14 protein-coding genes and 1 riboswitch are annotated in these 18,168 nt (G+C 63.9%); of the genes, 6 read left to right on the forward strand and 8 right to left on the reverse strand.

Annotated features, from left to right (window positions below; all coding sequences use genetic code 11):
- Nucleotides 1-34: 34 nt before the first annotated feature.
- Together ahcY and metK are read right to left on the reverse strand one after the other, a co-directional pair.
- Nucleotides 35-1,447 carry an adenosylhomocysteinase gene (ahcY, locus tag QVG61_RS01555; RefSeq protein WP_289931559.1) on the reverse strand — a complete coding sequence of 471 codons (1,413 nt, stop codon included), beginning with the start codon at nt 1,445-1,447 and terminating at the stop codon, nt 35-37.
- A gap of 21 nt (nt 1,448-1,468) precedes the next feature.
- A riboswitch (S-adenosyl-L-homocysteine riboswitch) is annotated at nt 1,469-1,546 on the reverse strand.
- A gap of 92 nt (nt 1,547-1,638) precedes the next feature.
- On the reverse strand, nt 1,639-2,805 hold the full coding sequence (gene metK / locus QVG61_RS01560) for a methionine adenosyltransferase (protein ID WP_289931560.1): 1,167 nt from the start codon (nt 2,803-2,805) through the stop codon (nt 1,639-1,641).
- Between the two features lie 908 nt (nt 2,806-3,713).
- Here metK and QVG61_RS01565 point away from each other — a divergent pair.
- The 6 genes from QVG61_RS01565 to fba all read left to right on the forward strand — a co-directional run bounded on the left by QVG61_RS01565 (nt 3,714) and on the right by fba (nt 11,706).
- Complete coding sequence (locus tag QVG61_RS01565; protein WP_289931561.1) at nt 3,714-4,271, forward strand: thioredoxin family protein; 558 nt, start codon at nt 3,714-3,716, stop codon at nt 4,269-4,271.
- Nucleotides 4,272-4,659: 388 nt separating this feature from the next.
- Nucleotides 4,660-6,648 (forward strand): transketolase, encoded by a 1,989-nt coding sequence (gene tkt / locus QVG61_RS01570; RefSeq protein ID WP_289931562.1) that lies wholly within the window; start codon nt 4,660-4,662, stop codon nt 6,646-6,648.
- 45 nt (nt 6,649-6,693) lie between these two features.
- Nucleotides 6,694-7,695, forward strand: a complete 1,002-nt coding sequence (gap, locus tag QVG61_RS01575) for a type I glyceraldehyde-3-phosphate dehydrogenase (protein WP_289931563.1) — start codon at nt 6,694-6,696, stop codon at nt 7,693-7,695.
- A gap of 147 nt (nt 7,696-7,842) precedes the next feature.
- Complete coding sequence (locus QVG61_RS01580; RefSeq protein ID WP_289931564.1) at nt 7,843-9,024, forward strand: phosphoglycerate kinase; 1,182 nt, start codon at nt 7,843-7,845, stop codon at nt 9,022-9,024.
- A gap of 100 nt (nt 9,025-9,124) precedes the next feature.
- Nucleotides 9,125-10,576: a pyruvate kinase gene (gene pyk / locus QVG61_RS01585; protein WP_289931565.1), complete on the forward strand. Its 1,452-nt coding sequence runs from the start codon at nt 9,125-9,127 to the stop codon at nt 10,574-10,576.
- A gap of 65 nt (nt 10,577-10,641) precedes the next feature.
- Nucleotides 10,642-11,706 (forward strand): class II fructose-bisphosphate aldolase, encoded by a 1,065-nt coding sequence (gene fba, locus QVG61_RS01590; RefSeq protein ID WP_289931566.1) that lies wholly within the window; start codon nt 10,642-10,644, stop codon nt 11,704-11,706.
- A gap of 353 nt (nt 11,707-12,059) precedes the next feature.
- Here the strand turns inward: fba and QVG61_RS01595 are convergent, their stop codons facing one another.
- The 6 genes from QVG61_RS01595 to QVG61_RS01620 all read right to left on the reverse strand — a co-directional run bounded on the left by QVG61_RS01595 (nt 12,060) and on the right by QVG61_RS01620 (nt 18,160).
- Nucleotides 12,060-13,196: a hypothetical protein gene (locus QVG61_RS01595; RefSeq protein ID WP_289931567.1), complete on the reverse strand. Its 1,137-nt coding sequence runs from the start codon at nt 13,194-13,196 to the stop codon at nt 12,060-12,062.
- A gap of 46 nt (nt 13,197-13,242) precedes the next feature.
- Nucleotides 13,243-13,767 carry an iron transporter gene (locus QVG61_RS01600; RefSeq protein ID WP_289931568.1) on the reverse strand — a complete coding sequence of 175 codons (525 nt, stop codon included), beginning with the start codon at nt 13,765-13,767 and terminating at the stop codon, nt 13,243-13,245.
- A 28-nt stretch (nt 13,768-13,795) separates the two neighbouring features.
- Nucleotides 13,796-15,241 carry a 4Fe-4S binding protein gene (locus tag QVG61_RS01605; protein ID WP_289931569.1) on the reverse strand — a complete coding sequence of 482 codons (1,446 nt, stop codon included), beginning with the start codon at nt 15,239-15,241 and terminating at the stop codon, nt 13,796-13,798.
- 106 nt (nt 15,242-15,347) lie between these two features.
- Nucleotides 15,348-16,334: a serine/threonine protein kinase gene (locus QVG61_RS01610; RefSeq protein WP_289931570.1), complete on the reverse strand. Its 987-nt coding sequence runs from the start codon at nt 16,332-16,334 to the stop codon at nt 15,348-15,350.
- A 289-nt stretch (nt 16,335-16,623) separates the two neighbouring features.
- Nucleotides 16,624-17,523: a CoB--CoM heterodisulfide reductase iron-sulfur subunit B family protein gene (locus tag QVG61_RS01615; protein WP_289931571.1), complete on the reverse strand. Its 900-nt coding sequence runs from the start codon at nt 17,521-17,523 to the stop codon at nt 16,624-16,626.
- Nucleotides 17,524-17,533: 10 nt separating this feature from the next.
- Nucleotides 17,534-18,160: a 4Fe-4S dicluster domain-containing protein gene (locus QVG61_RS01620; protein ID WP_289931572.1), complete on the reverse strand. Its 627-nt coding sequence runs from the start codon at nt 18,158-18,160 to the stop codon at nt 17,534-17,536.
- Nucleotides 18,161-18,168 lie beyond the last annotated feature (8 nt).

Here is an 18,168-nt window from a genome sequence, read left to right on the forward strand (position 1 = left end):
GTTTGGCGGGTTTCGTGGCAATCCTTCTCCGCGATCAATAACGGTAGTGCTCGGGCTTGTAGGGACCTTCCACCGGCACGTCGATGTAGTCGGCCTGCTCCCGGGTCAGGGTGGTGAGCTGGACGCCGATCTTCTCCAGGTGCAGGCGGGCCACCTCTTCGTCGAGTTTCTTGGGCAGCACGTAGACCTGATTCTGGTACTGGTCGGGGTGATTCCACAGTTCCATCTGCGCCAGCACCTGGTTGGTGAAGGAATTGGACATGACGAAGCTGGGATGGCCGGTGGCGCAGCCCAGGTTCACCAGCCGGCCCTTGGCCAGCAGGATGATCTTCTTGCCGTCGGGGAAGATGATGTGGTCCACCTGCGGCTTGATCTCCTCCCAGTCGTATTTTTCCAGGCTGGCGACGTCGATCTCGTTGTCGAAGTGGCCGATGTTGCAGACGATGGCTTCGTCCTTCATGGCCGCCATGTGTTCATGATCGATGACATGGAAGTTGCCGGTGGCGGTGACGAAGATGTCGGCCAGGGGGGCAGCCTCTTCCATGGTTACCACCCGGTAGCCTTCCATCGCCGCCTGCAGGGCGCAGATGGGATCGATCTCGGTCACCCAGACGGTGGCGCCGAGGCCGCGCAGCGACTGGGCACAGCCCTTGCCGACGTCACCGTAGCCGAGCACCACGCAGATCTTGCCGGCGATCATCACGTCGGTGGCGCGCTTGATGCCGTCGACCAGGGACTCGCGGCAGCCGTAGAGGTTGTCGAACTTGGACTTGGTGACCGAGTCGTTGACGTTGATGGCCGGAAAGGGCAGTTCGCCGCTGCGCTCCATCTGGTAGAGGCGGTGCACGCCGGTGGTGGTCTCCTCGGTGACGCCGCGGATGGCGGCGCGGCGGGTCGAGTACCAGGTCGGTTCCTCGGCCAGGCGCTGCTTGATGGCGTTGTACAGGGCGACCTCTTCCTCGCTGCTCGGGTTGTCCAGCACCGAGGGGTCCTGTTCGGCCTTGCTGCCCAGGATCAGCAGCAGGGTGGCGTCGCCGCCGTCGTCGAGGATCATGTTCGGGGTGCCACCGTCGGCCCATTCCATGATCCTGTGGGTGAAGGCCCAGTATTCCTCCAGGCTCTCACCCTTGAAGGCGTAGACCGGGATGCCTTCGGCGGCGATGGCGGCCGCGGCATGGTCCTGGGTGGAGAAGATGTTGCACGAGGCCCAGCGTACCTCGGCGCCGAGTTCCACCAGGGTCTCGATCAGCACCGCGGTCTGGATGGTCATGTGCAGGGAACCGGCGATACGGGCGCCCTTCAGGGGCTTCTGGCCGGCGTATTTCTCGCGCAGCGCCATCAGGCCGGGCATCTCGGTCTCGGCGATGGCGATCTCCTTGCGGCCCCAGTCGGCCAGCTCGATGTCGGCGACCAGGAAATCGGCGTTGGAATCCAAAACAGCGTTCATGTTCATCTCTCCTGATATAGCAAAAGATGAGCGCCGTTGTTTGGTTTCGCTGTCTCCCCGAGCCTGACGGGTTGCCCCGCTGCAGCGCCCCTCGGGGGGCAGTGTCGTGATCGTCGTAGTTTAGCCGCCAAGGCGCCAAGAGCGCCAAGATTACAAAAATCATTTTCCTGGCGCCTTGGCGGTTTTAGCGTTTACAGCCCCGCCGCCTCCCTCAGCAGTTCCGCCTTGTTGGTACGTTCCCAGGGCAGGTCGATGTCGTCCCGTCCGAGGTGGCCGTAGGCGGCAGTCGGCTGGTAGTGCGGCTCCAGCAGGTCGAGCATGGTGATGATGCCCCAGGGGCGCAGGTCGAAGTGTTCGCGCACCAGGGCACTGATCTTGTCTTCCTCGATCTTGTTGGTGCCGAAGGTGTTGATGGTGATCGAGGTCGGTTCGGCCACGCCGATGGCGTAGGACACCTGGATCTCGCAACGTTCGGCCAGGCCGGCGGCGACGATGTTCTTGGCCACGTAACGCGCGGCATAGGCGGCCGAGCGGTCGACCTTGGACGGATCCTTGCCGGAGAAGGCGCCGCCGCCATGGCGCGCCATGCCGCCGTAGGTGTCGACGATGATCTTGCGCCCGGTCAGGCCGCAGTCGCCCATGGGGCCGCCGATGACGAAGCGGCCGGTGGGGTTGATGTGGATCTTGTCCTGGGGGCACTGGTCCAGCCACTCGGCCGGTAGCACCGGCTTGAGGATCTCGTCCATCACCGCCTCGCGCAGTACGTCCTGTTCGATCTCCGGGGCATGCTGGGTGGAGAGCACCACGGCCTCGATGCCGGCCGGCCGGCCGTTCTCGTAGCGGAAGGTGATCTGGCTCTTGGCGTCGGGCCGCAGCCAGGACAGGGTGCCGTTCTTGCGCACCTCGGCCTGGCGCCGTACCAGACGGTGGGCGTAGGTGATGGGGGCGGGCATCAGCACCTCGGTCTCGTCGCTGGCATAGCCGAACATCAGGCCCTGGTCGCCGGCGCCCTGCTGCTCGCGGGTCTCACGGTCGACGCCCTGGTTGATGTCCTGCGACTGCTGGCCGAGGGCGTTGAGCACCGCGCAGGTGTTGCCGTCGAAGCCGATCTCCGAACTGGTGTAGCCGATGCCGTTCACCGTGTCGCGCACCAGCTTCTCGTACTCGATGTCGCGGGCGCCGGTGGTGATCTCGCCGGCGAGGATCACCATGCCGGTCTTGACCAGGGTCTCGCAGGCGACGCGGGCGTGCGGATCCTGGCGGATGATGGCGTCGAGGATGGCGTCCGAAATCTGGTCGGCCATCTTGTCCGGGTGGCCTTCGGAGACGGATTCGGATGTAAACAGATAGTCGTTCATGCTGGTCGATGCCTCATAACAAAAAACCCGCCGGCCGGAAGCTCAAGCGGGTTCTGGAATTCTTGTTGCCATCCTCGCTTTAGCCGGATTTCTATAGCGCCCGCAATCTGAATTCAAATCGGCGCTGTGGGCCGGAAGTTTAGGCCACCTTTCTTGTTGTTGTCAAAGATACTAAGACAAACGATAACAAAGCCTCATTCAGAGCTTGCCAGGCGCCCCGGATCAAGGCGTGCTCCGCAGGGAATGGCCCGCCCTTGCCAAGGGGCACAACGCAGAGCCGGGGCGCCTGGCAAGCTCCCTGCGGGCGGGCCTCTGGACGGCCATCCGCAACGTTGCAATGGCTTGACAGGGAATCACCCTGCCGGCGCCATTGCGCCTTGCGGGCTGATCGTCCAGAGACCCGCTGAATGAGGCTTTGTTATCGTTTGTCTTAGTATAGCCCGGATATTGCACCAAGGATTCGATTCTCAGGGCGGAGCTGGCAAAGCAGCTTGGTCGATCACCCGCAGAAGCATAGCCGTAGCTATGGTTCAAGGGGGATCGGCCAGGATGCGCAGCCAGATGCGTTCTGAGATCGAATAGGCACAAAGTGTACCCCGCCACGAGAGCCTATTTGCGAGCCTCCTGGCCTTGTATGCCAGCCTGCACTCCGATCATAGGGGCCGCCTTGGTGCAATATCCGGGGTAGCCACCAAACCCACGAAAAGGCTTATTGTGGGGTGCGTCCCCTGGCCGAAGAAACAACAATGGCCACGGAAAACACGAAAATATCTTCTGGTTACCAGGCGCCGCGCGAAGTGCCTGCGCCGCAATAATCCCGTCCGTGTGTTCCGTGTTTTTCGTGGCTATTTCAAGGTATTCCGCACATGGTAAACTGCGCGCCTCGATCTGGAACGGAGGAACGGACCATGGTTTCGCTTGAGACGCCCGTCTGTGAGTTCGGCAAGCCGGCGGTGGGTTTCGCCCTGCCGGGCGTGGACGGCAGGATCTGGACGCTGGACGACTGCCGCGGCGAGAAGGGTCTGCTGGTGATGTTCATCTGCAATCACTGCCCCTACGTGAAGGCGATCCGCGAGCGCCTGGTGCGCGACACCCGGGAACTGATGGACTACGGCATCAACTCGGTGGCCATCATGTCCAACGATCCCAGCGACTACCCGGAGGATTCCTTCGACAACATGAAGCGGGTGGCGGAGCAGTATCGATTCCCCTTCCCCTACCTGCTGGACGAGACCCAGGAGGTGGCGCGGGCCTATGGTGCCGTCTGCACGCCGGATTTCTTCGGCTACAACGCCGATCTGGAGCTGCAGTATCGCGGCCGCTTCGATGCCAGCCGCAAGGAGACCGCGTCGGGGGATGTGCGCCGCGACCTGTTCGAGGCCATGAAGCAGGTCGCGGAAACCGGCCGCGGGCCGGCCGAGCAGATTCCCAGTATCGGTTGTTCCATCAAGTGGATAGGCGAGTGAAGGCAGTGGCCGCTCCAGTATGATAAGCGCCGCCTATCTGCAAATAGAAAAAATGTATCGGTCAGGTCCTGCCGGACTGGCAGAAGGCGGCAGCGCTCGCTGCTATTGCTCCGCGTCAGCATCTAGGGGAAAATACGCCGCTCGACCCGCCCCGGCAGGTGCTCGGCCGGAGGCGGGCCGTCGACGGCGCGAACAGAATTTTTGAGTGTTTCGCCCTGCAGCAGGCGGGCCTTGGCGGAACACCGCTTTCAAGAAGAACCCGATACCTGGCACGTCAACAGGAGTCCGGGAGAGGCTTTTGTTTCAGCGATGCCGCGGGCCGTTTCGGCCCAAGATCCGCGGCCGGCCAGGTGGCACAGCATTTACAAGCATATATAGGAGAGAACCCATGCCCTCGCGCAAAGAACTCGCTAACGCCATTCGCGCCCTCAGTATGGACGCCGTTCAGAAGGCAAATTCCGGCCACCCCGGTGCGCCGATGGGGATGGCTGACATCGCCGAGGTGCTGTGGAACGATTTCCTCAAGCACAATCCGTCCAACCCGGCATGGTGGGACCGCGACCGTTTCGTGCTGTCCAACGGCCATGGCTCCATGCTGATCTATTCCTTGCTGCACCTCTCCGGTTACGACCTCAGCATCGAGGACCTGAAGCAGTTCCGCCAGCTGCATTCCAAGACCCCGGGCCATCCCGAATACGGCTACACGCCAGGCGTCGAGACCACCACCGGTCCGCTGGGGCAGGGCATCACCAACGCCGTGGGCATGGCACTGGCCGAGCGCACGCTGGCCGGTCAGTTCAACCGCGACGGCCACCACATCGTCGACCACTACACCTACACCTTCCTTGGCGATGGCTGCATGATGGAAGGCGTCTCCCACGAGTCCTGTGCCCTGGCCGGCACCCTGGGTCTCGGCAAGCTGATCGCCTTCTGGGACGACAACGGCATCTCCATCGACGGCCATGTCGAGAGCTGGTTCAGCGATGACACGCCCAAGCGTTTCGAGGCCTATGGCTGGCACGTGATCCGCGATGTCGACGGCCACGATGCCGAGGCCATCAGCCGTGCGATCCACGAGGCCAAGTCTGTCAATGACCGTCCCTCGCTGATCTGCTGCAAGACCGTGATCGGTTATGGCGCCCCGAATCTCTGCGGCAGCCACGATTGCCACGGCGCGCCGCTGGGCGAGGACGAGATCAAGGCCACCCGCGAGAACCTGGGCTGGAAGTACGGTCCGTTCGAGATCCCGGACGAGATCTATGCCGGCTGGGATGCCCGCGACAAGGGCGCCAAGGCCGAGGCCGAGTGGAACGAGAAGTTCGCTGCCTACAAGGCCGCTTTCCCGGATCTGGCCGCCGAATTCGAGCGCCGCATGAAGGGCGAGCTGCCCGCCAACTGGGAAGAGCATGCTGCCGCCTTCATCAAGGAGATCGATGCCAAGGCCGAGAGTCCGGCCACCCGCAAGGCCTCGCAGAACGCCATCAACGGCTATGCCCCGGTGCTGCCCGAATTCTTCGGCGGCTCGGCGGACCTGACCCCGTCCAACCTGACGTCCTGGTCCGGCTCGGTGTCCGTCAACAAGACCGTGACCGATGGCAACTATCTGTCCTATGGCGTGCGCGAGTTCGGCATGTCGGCGATGATGAACGGCATGTCGCTGCACGGCGGCTTCGTGCCCTTCGGCGGCACCTTCCTGATGTTCTCCGAATACGCCCGCAATGCCCTGCGCATGGCGGCGCTGATGAAGATCCAGAGCATCTTCGTCTACACCCATGACTCCATCGGTCTCGGCGAGGACGGCCCGACCCACCAGCCGATCGAGCAGATCGCCACCCTGCGGCTGGTACCCAACATGACCCTGTGGCGGCCCTGCGATGCAGTGGAGACCGCGGTGGCCTGGAAGGCGGCGATCGAGAAGAAGGACGGCCCGACCTGCCTGATCTTCTCCCGCCAGGGTCTGCCGCACCAGACGCGCAGCGAGGCGCAGATCGCCGATATCGCCAAGGGCGGTTACATCCTCAAGGACTGCGACGGCGCACCGGACGCCATCATCATTGCCACCGGTTCCGAGGTGGCGCTGGCCATGGGTGCGGCCGAGGCCATGAGCGACAAGAAGATCCGCGTCGTCTCCATGCCGGCCACCGATGTGTTCGACGCCCAGGACGAGGCCTATCGCGAGTCCGTGCTGCCTTCCAGCTGCACGGCACGGGTCGCCGTCGAGGCGGGGGTGCGCGACTACTGGCGCAAGTATGTCGGCCTGGGGGGCGCGGTGGTCGGGATCGACCGCTTCGGCGAATCGGCGCCGGCCGGCGAACTGTTCAAGGAATTCGGCTTCACCGTGGACAACGTGGTCAAGGCCGTCAACTCTGTCCTGTAACGCTTTTCATTCTTCAGCCTTAAACGCAATAAGGGGAATCACGTTATGACTATCAAGGTTGGTATCAACGGCTTCGGCCGCATTGGCCGCATGGCCTTCCGTGCCATCGCCAAGGACTTCAGCGACATCGAAGTGGTCGGCATCAACGACCTGCTGGACGCCGATTACCTGGCCTACATGCTCAAGTACGACTCGGTGCACGGCCGTTTCGACGGCGACGTCGCCGTCGAGGGCAACAACCTGGTGGTCAACGGCAAGACCATCCGCCTGACCGCCGAGCGCGATCCGGCCAACCTGAAGTGGAGCGACATCGGCGCCGATCTGGTCATCGAGTGCACCGGCTTCTTCCTCACCGAGGAAACCTGCCAGAAGCACATCGCAGCCGGCGCCAAGAAGGTGGTCATGTCCGCGCCCTCCAAGGACGGCACCCCGATGTTCGTCTACGGCGTCAACCACGACAGCTATGCCGGCCAGGCCATCGTCTCGGCCGCCTCCTGCACCACCAACTGCCTGGCGCCGGTGGCCAAGGTGCTGCACGACAACTGGGGCATCAAGCGTGGCCTGATGTCCACCGTGCACGCCGCCACCGCCACCCAGAAGACCGTCGACGGCCCCTCCATGAAGGACTGGCGCGGCGGCCGCGGCATCCTGGAGAACATCATCCCGTCCTCCACCGGCGCCGCCAAGGCCGTGGGCGTGGTGCTGCCCGAGCTGAACGGCAAGCTCACCGGCATGGCCTTCCGCGTGCCCACCTCCGACGTGTCGGTGGTCGACCTGACCGTGGAACTGGAGAAGCCGGCCAGCTATGACGACATCTGCGCCGCCATGAAGAAGGCCTCCGAGTCCGGCGACATCAGCAAGACCCTGGCCTATACCGACGAGAAGGTGGTCTCCACCGACTTCCGCGGCGTGGGCTTTTCCTCCATCTTCGACGCCGGCGCCGGCATCGCCCTCGACGACACCTTCGTCAAGGTCGTGTCCTGGTACGACAACGAGTACGGCTACACCTGCAACATGCTGCGTTTCGTGCAGCACGTCGCTGGCTGAGCAGCCTGACGGACGTCATGCGGGGCGGGTGTTCCCGCCCCGCATCGACGGCCTTCCCTTTGCCGGCAGAGAACCATTCGCCAAGCGCCAGCGGCTTGGCCAATCGTTTTCAAGATATATCAAGCCTTAGAGTTCAAGGAGCAGCAGATGTCCGTGATCAAGATGACCGACCTCGATCTGGCCGGAAAACGCGTCCTCATCCGTCAGGATCTCAACGTGCCGATCAAGGACGGCAAGGTGACCTCCGACAAGCGGATCCGCGCCTCGCTGCCGACCATCGAGCAGGCCATGAAGGCCGGTGCGCGGGTGATGCTGATGTCCCATCTGGGACGGCCTACCGAGGGTGAATACGACGAGCAGTTCTCGCTCAAGCCGGTGTCCGATCATCTCGGCGGCCTGCTGGGCAAGGAGGTGCGGCTGGTCAAGGATTACCTGGAGACGGCGCCCGAGGTGGCAGAGGGCGAGGTGGTGATCCTCGAGAATGTCCGCTTCAACAAGGGCGAGAAGAAGAACGACGACGAACTGTCCAGGAAGTACGCCAGTCTCTGTGACGTCTACGTGATGGACGCCTTCGGTACCGCGCACCGCGCCCAGGCTTCGACCCACGGTGTCGCCAAGTATGCCCCGGTGGCCTGCGCCGGCCCGCTGCTGGCCGGTGAACTGGAGGCGCTGGGCAAGGCCCTGCACAACCCCGAGCGGCCGATGGTGGCCATCGTCGGCGGCTCCAAGGTCTCCACCAAGCTGACCGTGCTGGAGTCCCTGTCCCAGGTGGTGGATCAGCTGATCCCGGGTGGTGGCATCGCCAATACCTTCATCGCTGCCTGCGGTTACAATGTCGGCAAGTCGCTGTACGAGGAGGATCTGATCCCCGAGGCCAAGCGCTTGATGGAAGCGGCCAAGGCCAAGGGTGGCGAGATCCCGGTGCCGAGTGACGTGGTGGTGGGCAAGGAGTTCTCCGAGACCGCCGAGGCGACAGTGAAGAAGGTCGACGAGGTCGCCGACGACGACATGATCTTCGACATCGGACCGGAGACCGCCGCCCGTTTCGCGGAGATGATGAAGGCTGCCGGGACCATCGTCTGGAACGGTCCGGTCGGCGTCTTCGAGTTCGATCAGTTCGGTGAGGGCACCAAGACCCTGGGACTGGCCATTGCCGAGTCCAGGGCCTTCTCCATCGCCGGCGGTGGCGACACCCTGGCGGCGGTCGACAAATACGGTATCGCCGACCGGATCTCCTACATCTCGACCGGTGGCGGCGCCTTCCTGGAATTCCTGGAAGGCAAGAAGCTGCCGGCGGTGGAGGTCCTCGAACAGCGCGCCAAGTCCTGAGCCGGGCGTGCGACGAACCGCTGCCGCACGGGTTATTCCCGGGTGGCGGGCGGGATTCCTACAATCAGGCGCAACAGGCGCCGTCAGGAAAGCGGGCTTTATGCTGAGACGTACCAAGATCATCGCCACCATGGGGCCGGCGACCGATGACCCCAAGGCCCTGGATGCACTGATCCAGGCCGGGGTCGACGTGGTGCGCCTGAATTTCTCTCATGGCAGTCACGAGGAACACCGCGAACGGGCGGAGACGGTACGCAACCGGGCCCGCGCCCACGGTCGCCAGGTCGGTGTGCTCTGCGACCTGCAGGGGCCGAAGATCCGCATCGAACGTTTCAAGGAAGGCAAGGTGGTGCTCGAGGAAGGGGCGCGCTTCGTGCTCGATGCCTCGCTGGGCAGCGACGACGGTACTGCCGAGCGGGTCGGCATCGCCTACAAGCAGTTGCCGGAGGACGTCAAGCGCGGCGATACCCTGCTGCTCGACGACGGTCATGTGGTGCTCTGGGTCGAGGACAGCCTGGGTGCGGAGATCGTCTGCCGCGTGGTGGTCGGAGGCGAGCTGTCCAACAACAAGGGCATCAACCGCCAGGGCGGCGGGCTTTCCGCCAAGGCGCTCACCGACAAGGACCGAGCCGACATCAAGGTTGCGGCGGATATGCGCTGCGATTACCTGGCCTTGTCCTTCCCGCGCTGTGCCGACGATGTCAACGAGGCGCGCGAGCTGCTGCGCCAGGCGGGTGGCCATGGCGGCATCATCGCCAAGATCGAACGTGCCGAGGCGATGAACAATCTGGAGGAGATCATCGAGGCCAGCGACGCAGTGATGATCGCCCGCGGCGACCTCGGTGTGGAGATCGGCGATGCCGAGCTGCCGGCCGTGCAGAAGCGCATCATCCACATCGCGCGTGGCCTGGACCGGGTGGTGATCACCGCCACGCAGATGATGCAGTCGATGGTCGAGAGCCCGATTCCTACCCGCGCCGAGGTGTTCGACGTGGCCAATGCGGTGATCGACGGCACCGATGCCGTGATGCTCTCGGCCGAGACTGCCACCGGCAAGTATCCCGACAAGGTGGTGGCGGCCATGGACCGCATCTGCAAGGGGGCCGAACGGCAGCGCAATGCCATGGTTACGGAACGCCGCCAGCAGATGCACTTCAACCGCATCGACGAGGCCATCGCCAAGGCCGCCATGTATACCGCCAATCATCTTGGGGTGAAGGCCATCGCCGCGCTGACCGAGTCCGGTGCCACGCCACTATGGATGTCTCGTATCAGTTCCGGCATACCGATCTATGCCTTGACCCGTCATGTGGAGACGCGTAGAAAGGTAACCCTTTATCGCGGCGTCTACCCGGTCAGCTTCGACGTCACCTCCACCGACCATGCCGAGGTCAACCGCGAGGCGATCGACGAGCTGGTGCGCCGCGGCGCGGTGCGCGACGGCGATCTGGTGATCATCACCAAGGGCGATCTGGCCGGCGTGCTGGGCGGGACCAACGCGATGAAGATCCTGCGTGTCGGCGAACACGAACTGCACCAGGACGAACTCTGAAGCGGGCCGCGTGCCCCGCCGGGACCGAATTTCTTAGAACACATACCAACTCCAAGGAGAGACCCATGGCCTTGATATCCTTGCGTCAATTGCTCGATTACGCTGCCGAGAACAACTTCGGCATGCCTGCCTTCAACGTCAACAACATGGAGCAGGTGCACGCCATCATGCAGGCGGCCGACGAGACCAACAGCCCGGTCATCATGCAGGGCTCTGCCGGCGCACGTTCCTACGCGGGCGAGCCCTTTCTGCGCCATCTGATCTCCGCGGCCATCGAGATGTATCCGCACATCCCGATCGTCATGCACCAGGATCACGGCTCGGCCCCCGGCGTCTGCCTGCGTTCCATCCAGTCCGGCTTCAGCTCGGTGATGATGGATGGCTCGCTGATGGAAGACATGAAGACCCCTTCCACCTATGAGTACAACGTCGACGTCACCCGCCGGGTGGTGGAGATGGCTCATGCCGGCGGTGTTTCGGTGGAGGGCGAGCTGGGCTGCCTGGGTTCGCTGGAGACTGGCATGATGGGCGAGGAAGACGGTCATGGCGCCGAGGGCAAGCTGGATCACTCCCAGCTGCTGACCGACCCTGAAGAGGCCGCTCAGTTCGTCAAGGACACCGGCGTCGATGCCCTGGCCATCGCCATCGGCACCAGCCACGGTGCCTACAAGTTCACCCGCCCGCCGACCGGCGACATCCTGGCCATCGAGCGCATCAAGGAAATCCATGCCCGCATCCCCGACACCCATCTGGTGATGCACGGTTCCTCCTCGGTGCCGCAGGACTGGCTGGAGATCATCAACAACTACGGCGGCGACATGGGCCAGACCTATGGCGTGCCGGTGGAGGAGATCCAGGAAGGCATCAAGCACGGTGTGCGCAAGGTCAACATCGATACCGACCTGCGCATGGCCTCCACGGGTGCCATTCGCAAGCACCTGGCGGAGAACCCCTCCAACTTCGATCCGCGCAAGTTCCTCAAGGCGTCCACCGCCGCCATGAAGGAGATCTGCAAGGCGCGCTACGAGGCCTTCGGCGCTGCCGGCCACGCCGACAAGATCAAGCCGATCAGCCTGGAAGACATGTACAAGCGCTACGAATCCGGTGAGCTCGATCCCAAGGTCAGCTGATCCGGTTGTTGCGAGGTGCAATCGAAGGGCGGCCTTGGGCCGCCCTTTTTTGTTATCGTTTGTATTATTAACCCCGATATTGCATCAGGCCCCCGGATGATGGCGTGGCTGGACCCGCCGGGGATCGCGGCCTGGAGGCCGCTCCTACGGGGCATGGCGGCACCATGGTAGGAGCGGCCTCCAGGCCGCGATTGACGTGGTGTTGAACATTACTGTAACCCGCCCAAGGGGCCTTTCATGGCCATATCGTCCCTGTATTACAGCACGAACCCCCTTCATGCGCGCCGCCTTGGTGCAATATCCGGGTTAGCCAGATTCGCCCTGAAACTCGAATCCTTGGCGCAATATGCGGACTAGAAACTGTAGCCGATGCGCAAGCCAACGATCGTCAAACGGGGATCGACGCTGCGCCCGGAACGGTCGAGGCCGCTGTTTCTCAGCCACTGTAAGGAGGTGGTGATCTGCAGCCTCCGGCTGGTTTCGCTGCGCAGGTAGAGTTCGGCCTGACTGCTGTCATTCCGCGCCGGGTCATCGAGTTCGCCCGACAGCCAGCTATACGACAGGCCGGCACCCAGGGTGATCTGCGCTAGCGCTTGTTCCAGGGCGAGTGAGGCAAAGGCCGCCGCCTCGGAGACCGCCGGATTGCTGAACCCGAGGCGCAGGTTGCCGCGCAAGGCTTTCAGGGCAAAATCGATATTCCCATAGAGGCCGTAATTGGCGGCATCGGCGGCGGTTCCGTCCAGGGTTTCATGGTCGGCCGTGTTCAGCCACAGGCCTCCGCGCCAGGTCAGGCCGTCAGACTGCCGGTAGACCTCGAACGCGCTGAACAGGCCCTTGTCGTCGTCGTTCACCTTGATCAGTTCAGCATAGGACAGGCTCGCGTTATCGGCGAGGCCATGGGAGCTCGCCAGCAGCAGGGTGAAGCCGGGTCGTTCTGCAGTCGTGTGATGGTGATAGACCGCGCCCAGGGTATAGTCCGGGAATTCGATTGCCGGGTTGTTGACCAGGGTCGCGGCGAGGAACTGGCGGGTCTCGTCGTTGGCGACCTCGCTGCTGTCGAGGAAGGCAGTCGGGTCGATCTGGCCGATCACCAGGGTGCCGCGGGCAAGGCGCCGGCTGTAGTGCAGCTCCGACAGCTGCAGCCGGCCATGGCCCCGGGAGTTCAATGCTGTGCCGGCATCGGCATTGGCCTCCCCGGCATGACGGGAGAGGCCATTGGCCGGGGGCGTGCTGCTTCCCTCCAGGTAGGCCAGCCACTGGCCGTGGCGGGTTTGCCATCTGCCGAGCAGATCGAGTGAAGCGATGAGTTCGGCATCGAGTCGAGGGTCGCTGGCGTACTGCCAGCTTGCCGTGATGGCGCCTTCGATGCCTATTTTCGGCAGGCCATCGAGTATCCGGCCATGGCGCTGGTCGACCTCATCGGCTACGACGGTCTGAACGGCCAGCAGGCCAAGGAGCGGGCCGGCGAGAAGACGACAGGGAATGCGCATGGATACAACGACGAACCTTGTGCAGTCCAGGAGTCAGGCGATGGGGTCAGTAGCCGCCCTTTTTACCGACGCCGACGTAGATGAAGTCCCACTCCAGGTCGAAGGGTGCCCACCAGGGCGCGACGCCGGTTTCCCTGTCGCTGTGCCGGTGGAAGGCGGCATAGGGTGGTGGCTTGATGTGGTAGCGCAGGCGATACTTGCCGGCCCCGTCCAGCTTGAGGTTGCTGGCATAGTGGGGGCCGTCGTTGGCGGCCATCGGCATCAGGATCCCGCTGCGCGTCCAGTCCGAGCCCTGCTTGCTGATCGTGTAGCTGATGCTCAGGTAGGGGATCCAGTCGCCTTCGCGGAAGCCCTGCGGATTGTCCCTGAGGGCGTGGATGTCGGCCTCCAGGTGGATGTCGGCTGGCTGCGCCATGCCAGGCAGCATGGGTTCCATGGTCACCGGCTGGATGTACACGGCACCCACTTGCATGCCGTTTTTTTCCACGCTGCCGATGCGTACGTCGCCGGCGCTGACCGCGGTGGAGGCGCCCAGCAGCAGGCTGGTGAGAAGGGAACGAATCAGGTGCATCTCGGACTCCTTGGTTGAAGGGGAGGATTCACAGGCCGAAGATGGCCGGCCACCAGGCGAGGCCGACCGCCAGGCTGCCGGCGGTGCTCGGCAGCAGCGGCAGCCACCGGCGCGGGCCGGCCACGCCCTGGCGCTGCAGGATGCGGTTGCCGAGCTGGATGCTCCACAGCAGGCTGAGCACGAACAGGACGCCCTTGGCGTAGCCGATACTGAGGCCGCCGGGATCGACGAGGCGCAGTGCCTCGAACAGTTCGCCGCCCAGGCCGATCACCAGCGAGACCATGGCCACCGGGGCGTAGGCATATCCCAGTTCGATGAAGCGTCGGCGCAGGTCCAGATCGGCGCCGCTGCGGCCGGCGAGCCAGGCGCTGAGGCCGGTGGTGAGGGACAGCAGCAGGGTCAACAGCAGGGTGCAGGCCAGCATGAAGCCGACGATCATCATGAAGTCCAGCCAGTTGAACACCTCACGGCGGTCCGGGTGGACGCTCATCAGCCAGGCGGGGCCTGCCTCGCCGATCCAGTAGTGGCCGTGTTCGATGAACCATTCGCCGACCGCCTGACGCAGGCGGTTGTAGGCGGGCAGGACCAGCCACAGGAAGCCGCCGAGCGCGGCGCCGGTGCCGAGGAACAGGAACCACACCTCCGCGGCATTGGGATTGTGGTCGCGGATGGCCTCCACTTCACGCCCTGGTCGGCGCAGGCGCAGCATCAGTCCCCCCTTGGACTGCGGATGCACACAGCGGAAGCATTCGATGCAGTGGCGGGATTCCTCCTTGCGGTTGATGTCGATCAGTGTCGGGCACAGGCCGCGCTCGGTATAGGCGTCGCCACCCGGTCGTTTGCGCTTGGGCCAGAACTGCACGGCACCGAGACGTGAGAAGACGCCCAGCAGCAGGCCGATGGGACACATGTGGCGGCACCAGGCGCGTTTGTTGCGGCCATAGAGGAAGCCGAGCACGATGGCCGCCAGCAGGGTGCCGCCGAACACCTCGGCGACCGCCTCGGGGTGGTCGCGCACCCCGAGCGTCTGGCCGAGGATGGTGATCAGCAGGAAGCTGAGGATCGGCGTCCCTTCCCAGCGGACCCAGGCCGGGATTGGGCGTTGCAGACCGCGCCGGTTGGCCCATTCCGAGGCTGCCCCCATGGGGCAGAGCAGGCCGCACCAGCTGCGGCCGGTGAAGATCACGGAGAGGAAGACCAGCGGGAACCAGAGTCCCCAGAGAAGGTAGTTGGCGAAGGTCGTGGGGTGGTCGAGGGGGCCGGCGTTCTCGGCGGGCGACGGCAGGAACAGCGGGCCGAACAGCAGGGCCAGGAACAGGACGAACATGCCGAGATGCAGCCAGGCGAGGCGGTCCCGATGACGGACGAAGAAGGCCTCCAGGGCCCGGGTCAGGGCATGTCGCTGCCGCTCGGAGCGGGCGACCACGGGGATCTCGTGGAGCTTGAGGCTGGCCTCGCTGGTGGTGGGGGGCATGGGTCGAAGTCTGTCCGGCCAATAGTTGAGAATATTTCTCGATTGTAAATACGAATGATTCTCATGTCAATTGGGCCGCTTTGGTGCAATATCCGGGATAGCTGGGTCAGACGTTCAGCGGCGGCTCATTCAGCGCCGCCGCCTGCTCGCGCAGGGCGAGGATGTGTTCCTCCCAGTAGCGGTCGCTGCCGAACCAGGGAAAGGCCTGCTGGAAAGCCGGGTCGTCGCGGCGCCGCGCCAGCCAGGCGGCGTAGTGGATCATGCGCAGGGTGCGCAGGGCCTCGATCAGCTGCAGCTCGCGGTAGTCGAAATCGTGGAATTCCTGGTAGCCCTCCAGCAGTTCGCTGAGCGCGGCGGCCATCTCGCGCCGCTCACCCGAGAGCAGCATCCACAGGTCCTGTATGGCCGGTCCGCTGCGGCAGTCGTCGAGATCGACGAAGTGCGGCCCGTCGTCGGTCCAGAGGATGTTGCCGGGATGGCAGTCGCCATGGAGGCGGATCAGGCGGATCTCCCCGGCCCGGGCATAGGCCGACTCGATCTGCTGCAGCAGGTCGGCGGTCAGGGTGCGGTAGGCGAGTTCGATATGGGCCGGCAGCAGGCCTTCACCCAGCAGGTAGTCGACTGACGCGACACCAAAGCTTTCCGGGTCCAGCCGCGGGCGATGGCTGAAGGGGCGCATGGCGCCCACGGCGTGGATGCGGCCGAGCAGGCGCCCGAGTCGCAGCAGGTTGTCCAGATCGTCGAGATTCGGCCAGCGTCCGCCCTGGCGGGGGTAGAGGGCGAAGCGGAATCCCTGATGCCGGAACAGGGTGACGCCGGCCGCATCGGTCAGCGGCTGCACGACCGGGATGTCGCGTTCGGCCAGTTCGCGGCTGAAGGCGTGTTCCTCGAGGATCGCCGCGTCGCTCCAGCGCCCCGGGCGGTAGAACTTGGCAACCAGGAAGCCGCCCGCCTCCAGGCCGATCTGGTAGACCCGGTTCTCGTAGCTGTTCAGGGCCAGCAGATGGCCGCTGCAGCGCTGCCCCTGGGCCTCCACGGCGTCGAGGATGAGGTCCGGGGTGAGGCCGGCGTAGACATGCGAGGCGTCGTCCATGGCCCATGATAGCAAGTCCGGGCCGGGCGGGGTTGCCCGCCCTGTCACGGCAGGCCGGAGCGGCGGGATTCTTCCATCACGAGAGTCAGCAAAGATGTGAGTTGATGACCATGGTAAACACGGATGGGATATGGCCACGAAAGCCGCGAAATCCACGGAAAGGGATGGTGTCTTTCAGGGGTCGGTGTGGCTCCTGCTATCGAGATTTTTTCGCGGCTTTCGTGGTCATGAACCACAAAAAAAGGCCCCTCACTGAGGGGCCTTGATGATTTGCACCTGAATCTGCGGGCTACTTGTTGGCGATATCCTCCAGCTTCTTGGCCGGGATCACCTGGCCGTCGAGACCGGCCTCCTTGGCCGAGGCGCCGTAGGCGACGCTGAGCAGCTGGGAGTAGTAGACCACGGGGATCTTGAACTTGGTGCCATACTTCTGGTTGATCTGGTCCTGATAGACCTCGGTGTTCATCTGGCACACCGGGCAGGGCGTGACGATCATCTCGGCGCCGTTGTCGTAGGCCGACTCGATGATGTCCTTGATCAGGGCCTGGCTCTTTTCCGGCTCGGAGAAGGCCAGGGCGCCACCGCAGCAGGACACCTTCTTCTCGTAGTCGTTGCATGGCTCGGCGCCGACCGTCTCGATCATCTTGTCCAGGTACTTCGGGTTCTCGAAGGATTCGCCGGCGATGCCGAACGGGCGGTTGGTCTGGCAGCCGACGTAGCCGGCGATCTTGATGCCTTCCAGCGGCTTCTTGACCGGTTGGCCGAGGCCCTCGTAGCCGAAGTCCTCGATCAGCACCTCGACCATGTGGCGGACCTTCTTGTTGGCCTCGATCTTGAGGCCGGCAGCGGCCAGCGCCTCGTTGGTTTCCTTCATCAGGTCGTCGTCCTCGCGCAGCCGCTCCTGGGTCTCGCGGGTGGCCAGCCAGCAGGCGGCGCAGGTGGCGACGATGTCCTGATCCGGATGGGCCTGCTCGGAGAGGGCGATGTTGCGTGCCGACAGGGCCAGGCGAGGCAGCTCGCCGCCACCGGCATAGCCGATCGAGGCGGAGCAGCAGTTCCAGTCCGGAATCTCGTTCAGCTCGATGTCCAGGGTCTTGCACATGCTCTCGACCGAGACCTGGTAGTTGGACGCGGAAGCCGCCTTCTGGGAAGAGCAGCCCGGATAGAAAGAATAGGTTTTCTTAGCCATTGTCTTCTCCTTAGGCGCCGGTCTTGCCGATCTTGGCGTCTTCGATTTCCTGGGCCTTGGCGAGCATGGCGTGCAGGCCCTTGGTGTCCTTGCACTTGTGTCCGCCGAACAGCTCCATGGGGCTCATGCGCTTGGTTTTGAGCATCCCCAGGCCGATGTCCTTCATTTTCAGCGAGGTCTTGATGCCTTCGGAGAAGCCGTTCATGAAGTACAGCTGCAGGCCGAGCTTCAGCTCGTTGACGCGGCCGGTCTTGGTCAGGTTGTCCCAGAACAGCTGGGCGAACTTGGCCGTCGGCTGCTGCTGGGGCACCAGCCCGAGGCGCTTCGAGTAGGTGGCCAGGCCATGCATGATGTGGGTGATGGGCAGGCCGCGCGGGCAGCGGGCGATGCAGTTGTAGCAGGAGGTGCACATCCACATCGAATCCGACTGCAGAACTTCATCGCGCTTGCCGGCGCGAATCATCATGAAGATTTCCTGCGGTGGATGTTCCCAGTGCGGACCGAAGGGGCAGGAGCCCGAGCAGACGCCGCACTGCATGCACATCTTCACCCAGTCCCCTTCCTCGACGTTGGCCTCGACTTCCTTGAGGAAGTTGCCGCGGTACTTTTCGATCATCTGTTGGTTATAGTCGCTCATGAATCGCT

The organism is Thiohalobacter sp. IOR34, assembly GCF_030406045.1.
Taxonomy (GTDB): Bacteria; Pseudomonadota; Gammaproteobacteria; order Thiohalobacterales; family Thiohalobacteraceae.

Bases quoted from the DNA above. Each gene is read 5' to 3' on its own strand.
- QVG61_RS01595 (WP_289931567.1), bottom strand. From the start codon at position 13,196: ATGCGCATTCCCTGTCGTCTTCTCGCCGGCCCGCTCCTTGGCCTGCTG.
- tkt (WP_289931562.1), top strand. From the start codon at position 4,660: ATGCCCTCGCGCAAAGAACTCGCTAACGCCATTCGCGCCCTCAGTATG.
- QVG61_RS01565 (WP_289931561.1), top strand. From the start codon at position 3,714: ATGGTTTCGCTTGAGACGCCCGTCTGTGAGTTCGGCAAGCCGGCGGTG.
- ahcY (WP_289931559.1), bottom strand. From the start codon at position 1,447: ATGAACGCTGTTTTGGATTCCAACGCCGATTTCCTGGTCGCCGACATC.
- QVG61_RS01620 (WP_289931572.1), bottom strand. From the start codon at position 18,160: ATGAGCGACTATAACCAACAGATGATCGAAAAGTACCGCGGCAACTTC.
- gap (WP_289931563.1), top strand. From the start codon at position 6,694: ATGACTATCAAGGTTGGTATCAACGGCTTCGGCCGCATTGGCCGCATG.
- QVG61_RS01580 (WP_289931564.1), top strand. From the start codon at position 7,843: ATGTCCGTGATCAAGATGACCGACCTCGATCTGGCCGGAAAACGCGTC.
- QVG61_RS01615 (WP_289931571.1), bottom strand. From the start codon at position 17,523: ATGGCTAAGAAAACCTATTCTTTCTATCCGGGCTGCTCTTCCCAGAAG.
- metK (WP_289931560.1), bottom strand. From the start codon at position 2,805: ATGAACGACTATCTGTTTACATCCGAATCCGTCTCCGAAGGCCACCCG.
- fba (WP_289931566.1), top strand. From the start codon at position 10,642: ATGGCCTTGATATCCTTGCGTCAATTGCTCGATTACGCTGCCGAGAAC.
- QVG61_RS01610 (WP_289931570.1), bottom strand. From the start codon at position 16,334: ATGGACGACGCCTCGCATGTCTACGCCGGCCTCACCCCGGACCTCATC.
- QVG61_RS01600 (WP_289931568.1), bottom strand. From the start codon at position 13,767: ATGCACCTGATTCGTTCCCTTCTCACCAGCCTGCTGCTGGGCGCCTCC.
- pyk (WP_289931565.1), top strand. From the start codon at position 9,125: ATGCTGAGACGTACCAAGATCATCGCCACCATGGGGCCGGCGACCGAT.
- QVG61_RS01605 (WP_289931569.1), bottom strand. From the start codon at position 15,241: ATGCCCCCCACCACCAGCGAGGCCAGCCTCAAGCTCCACGAGATCCCC.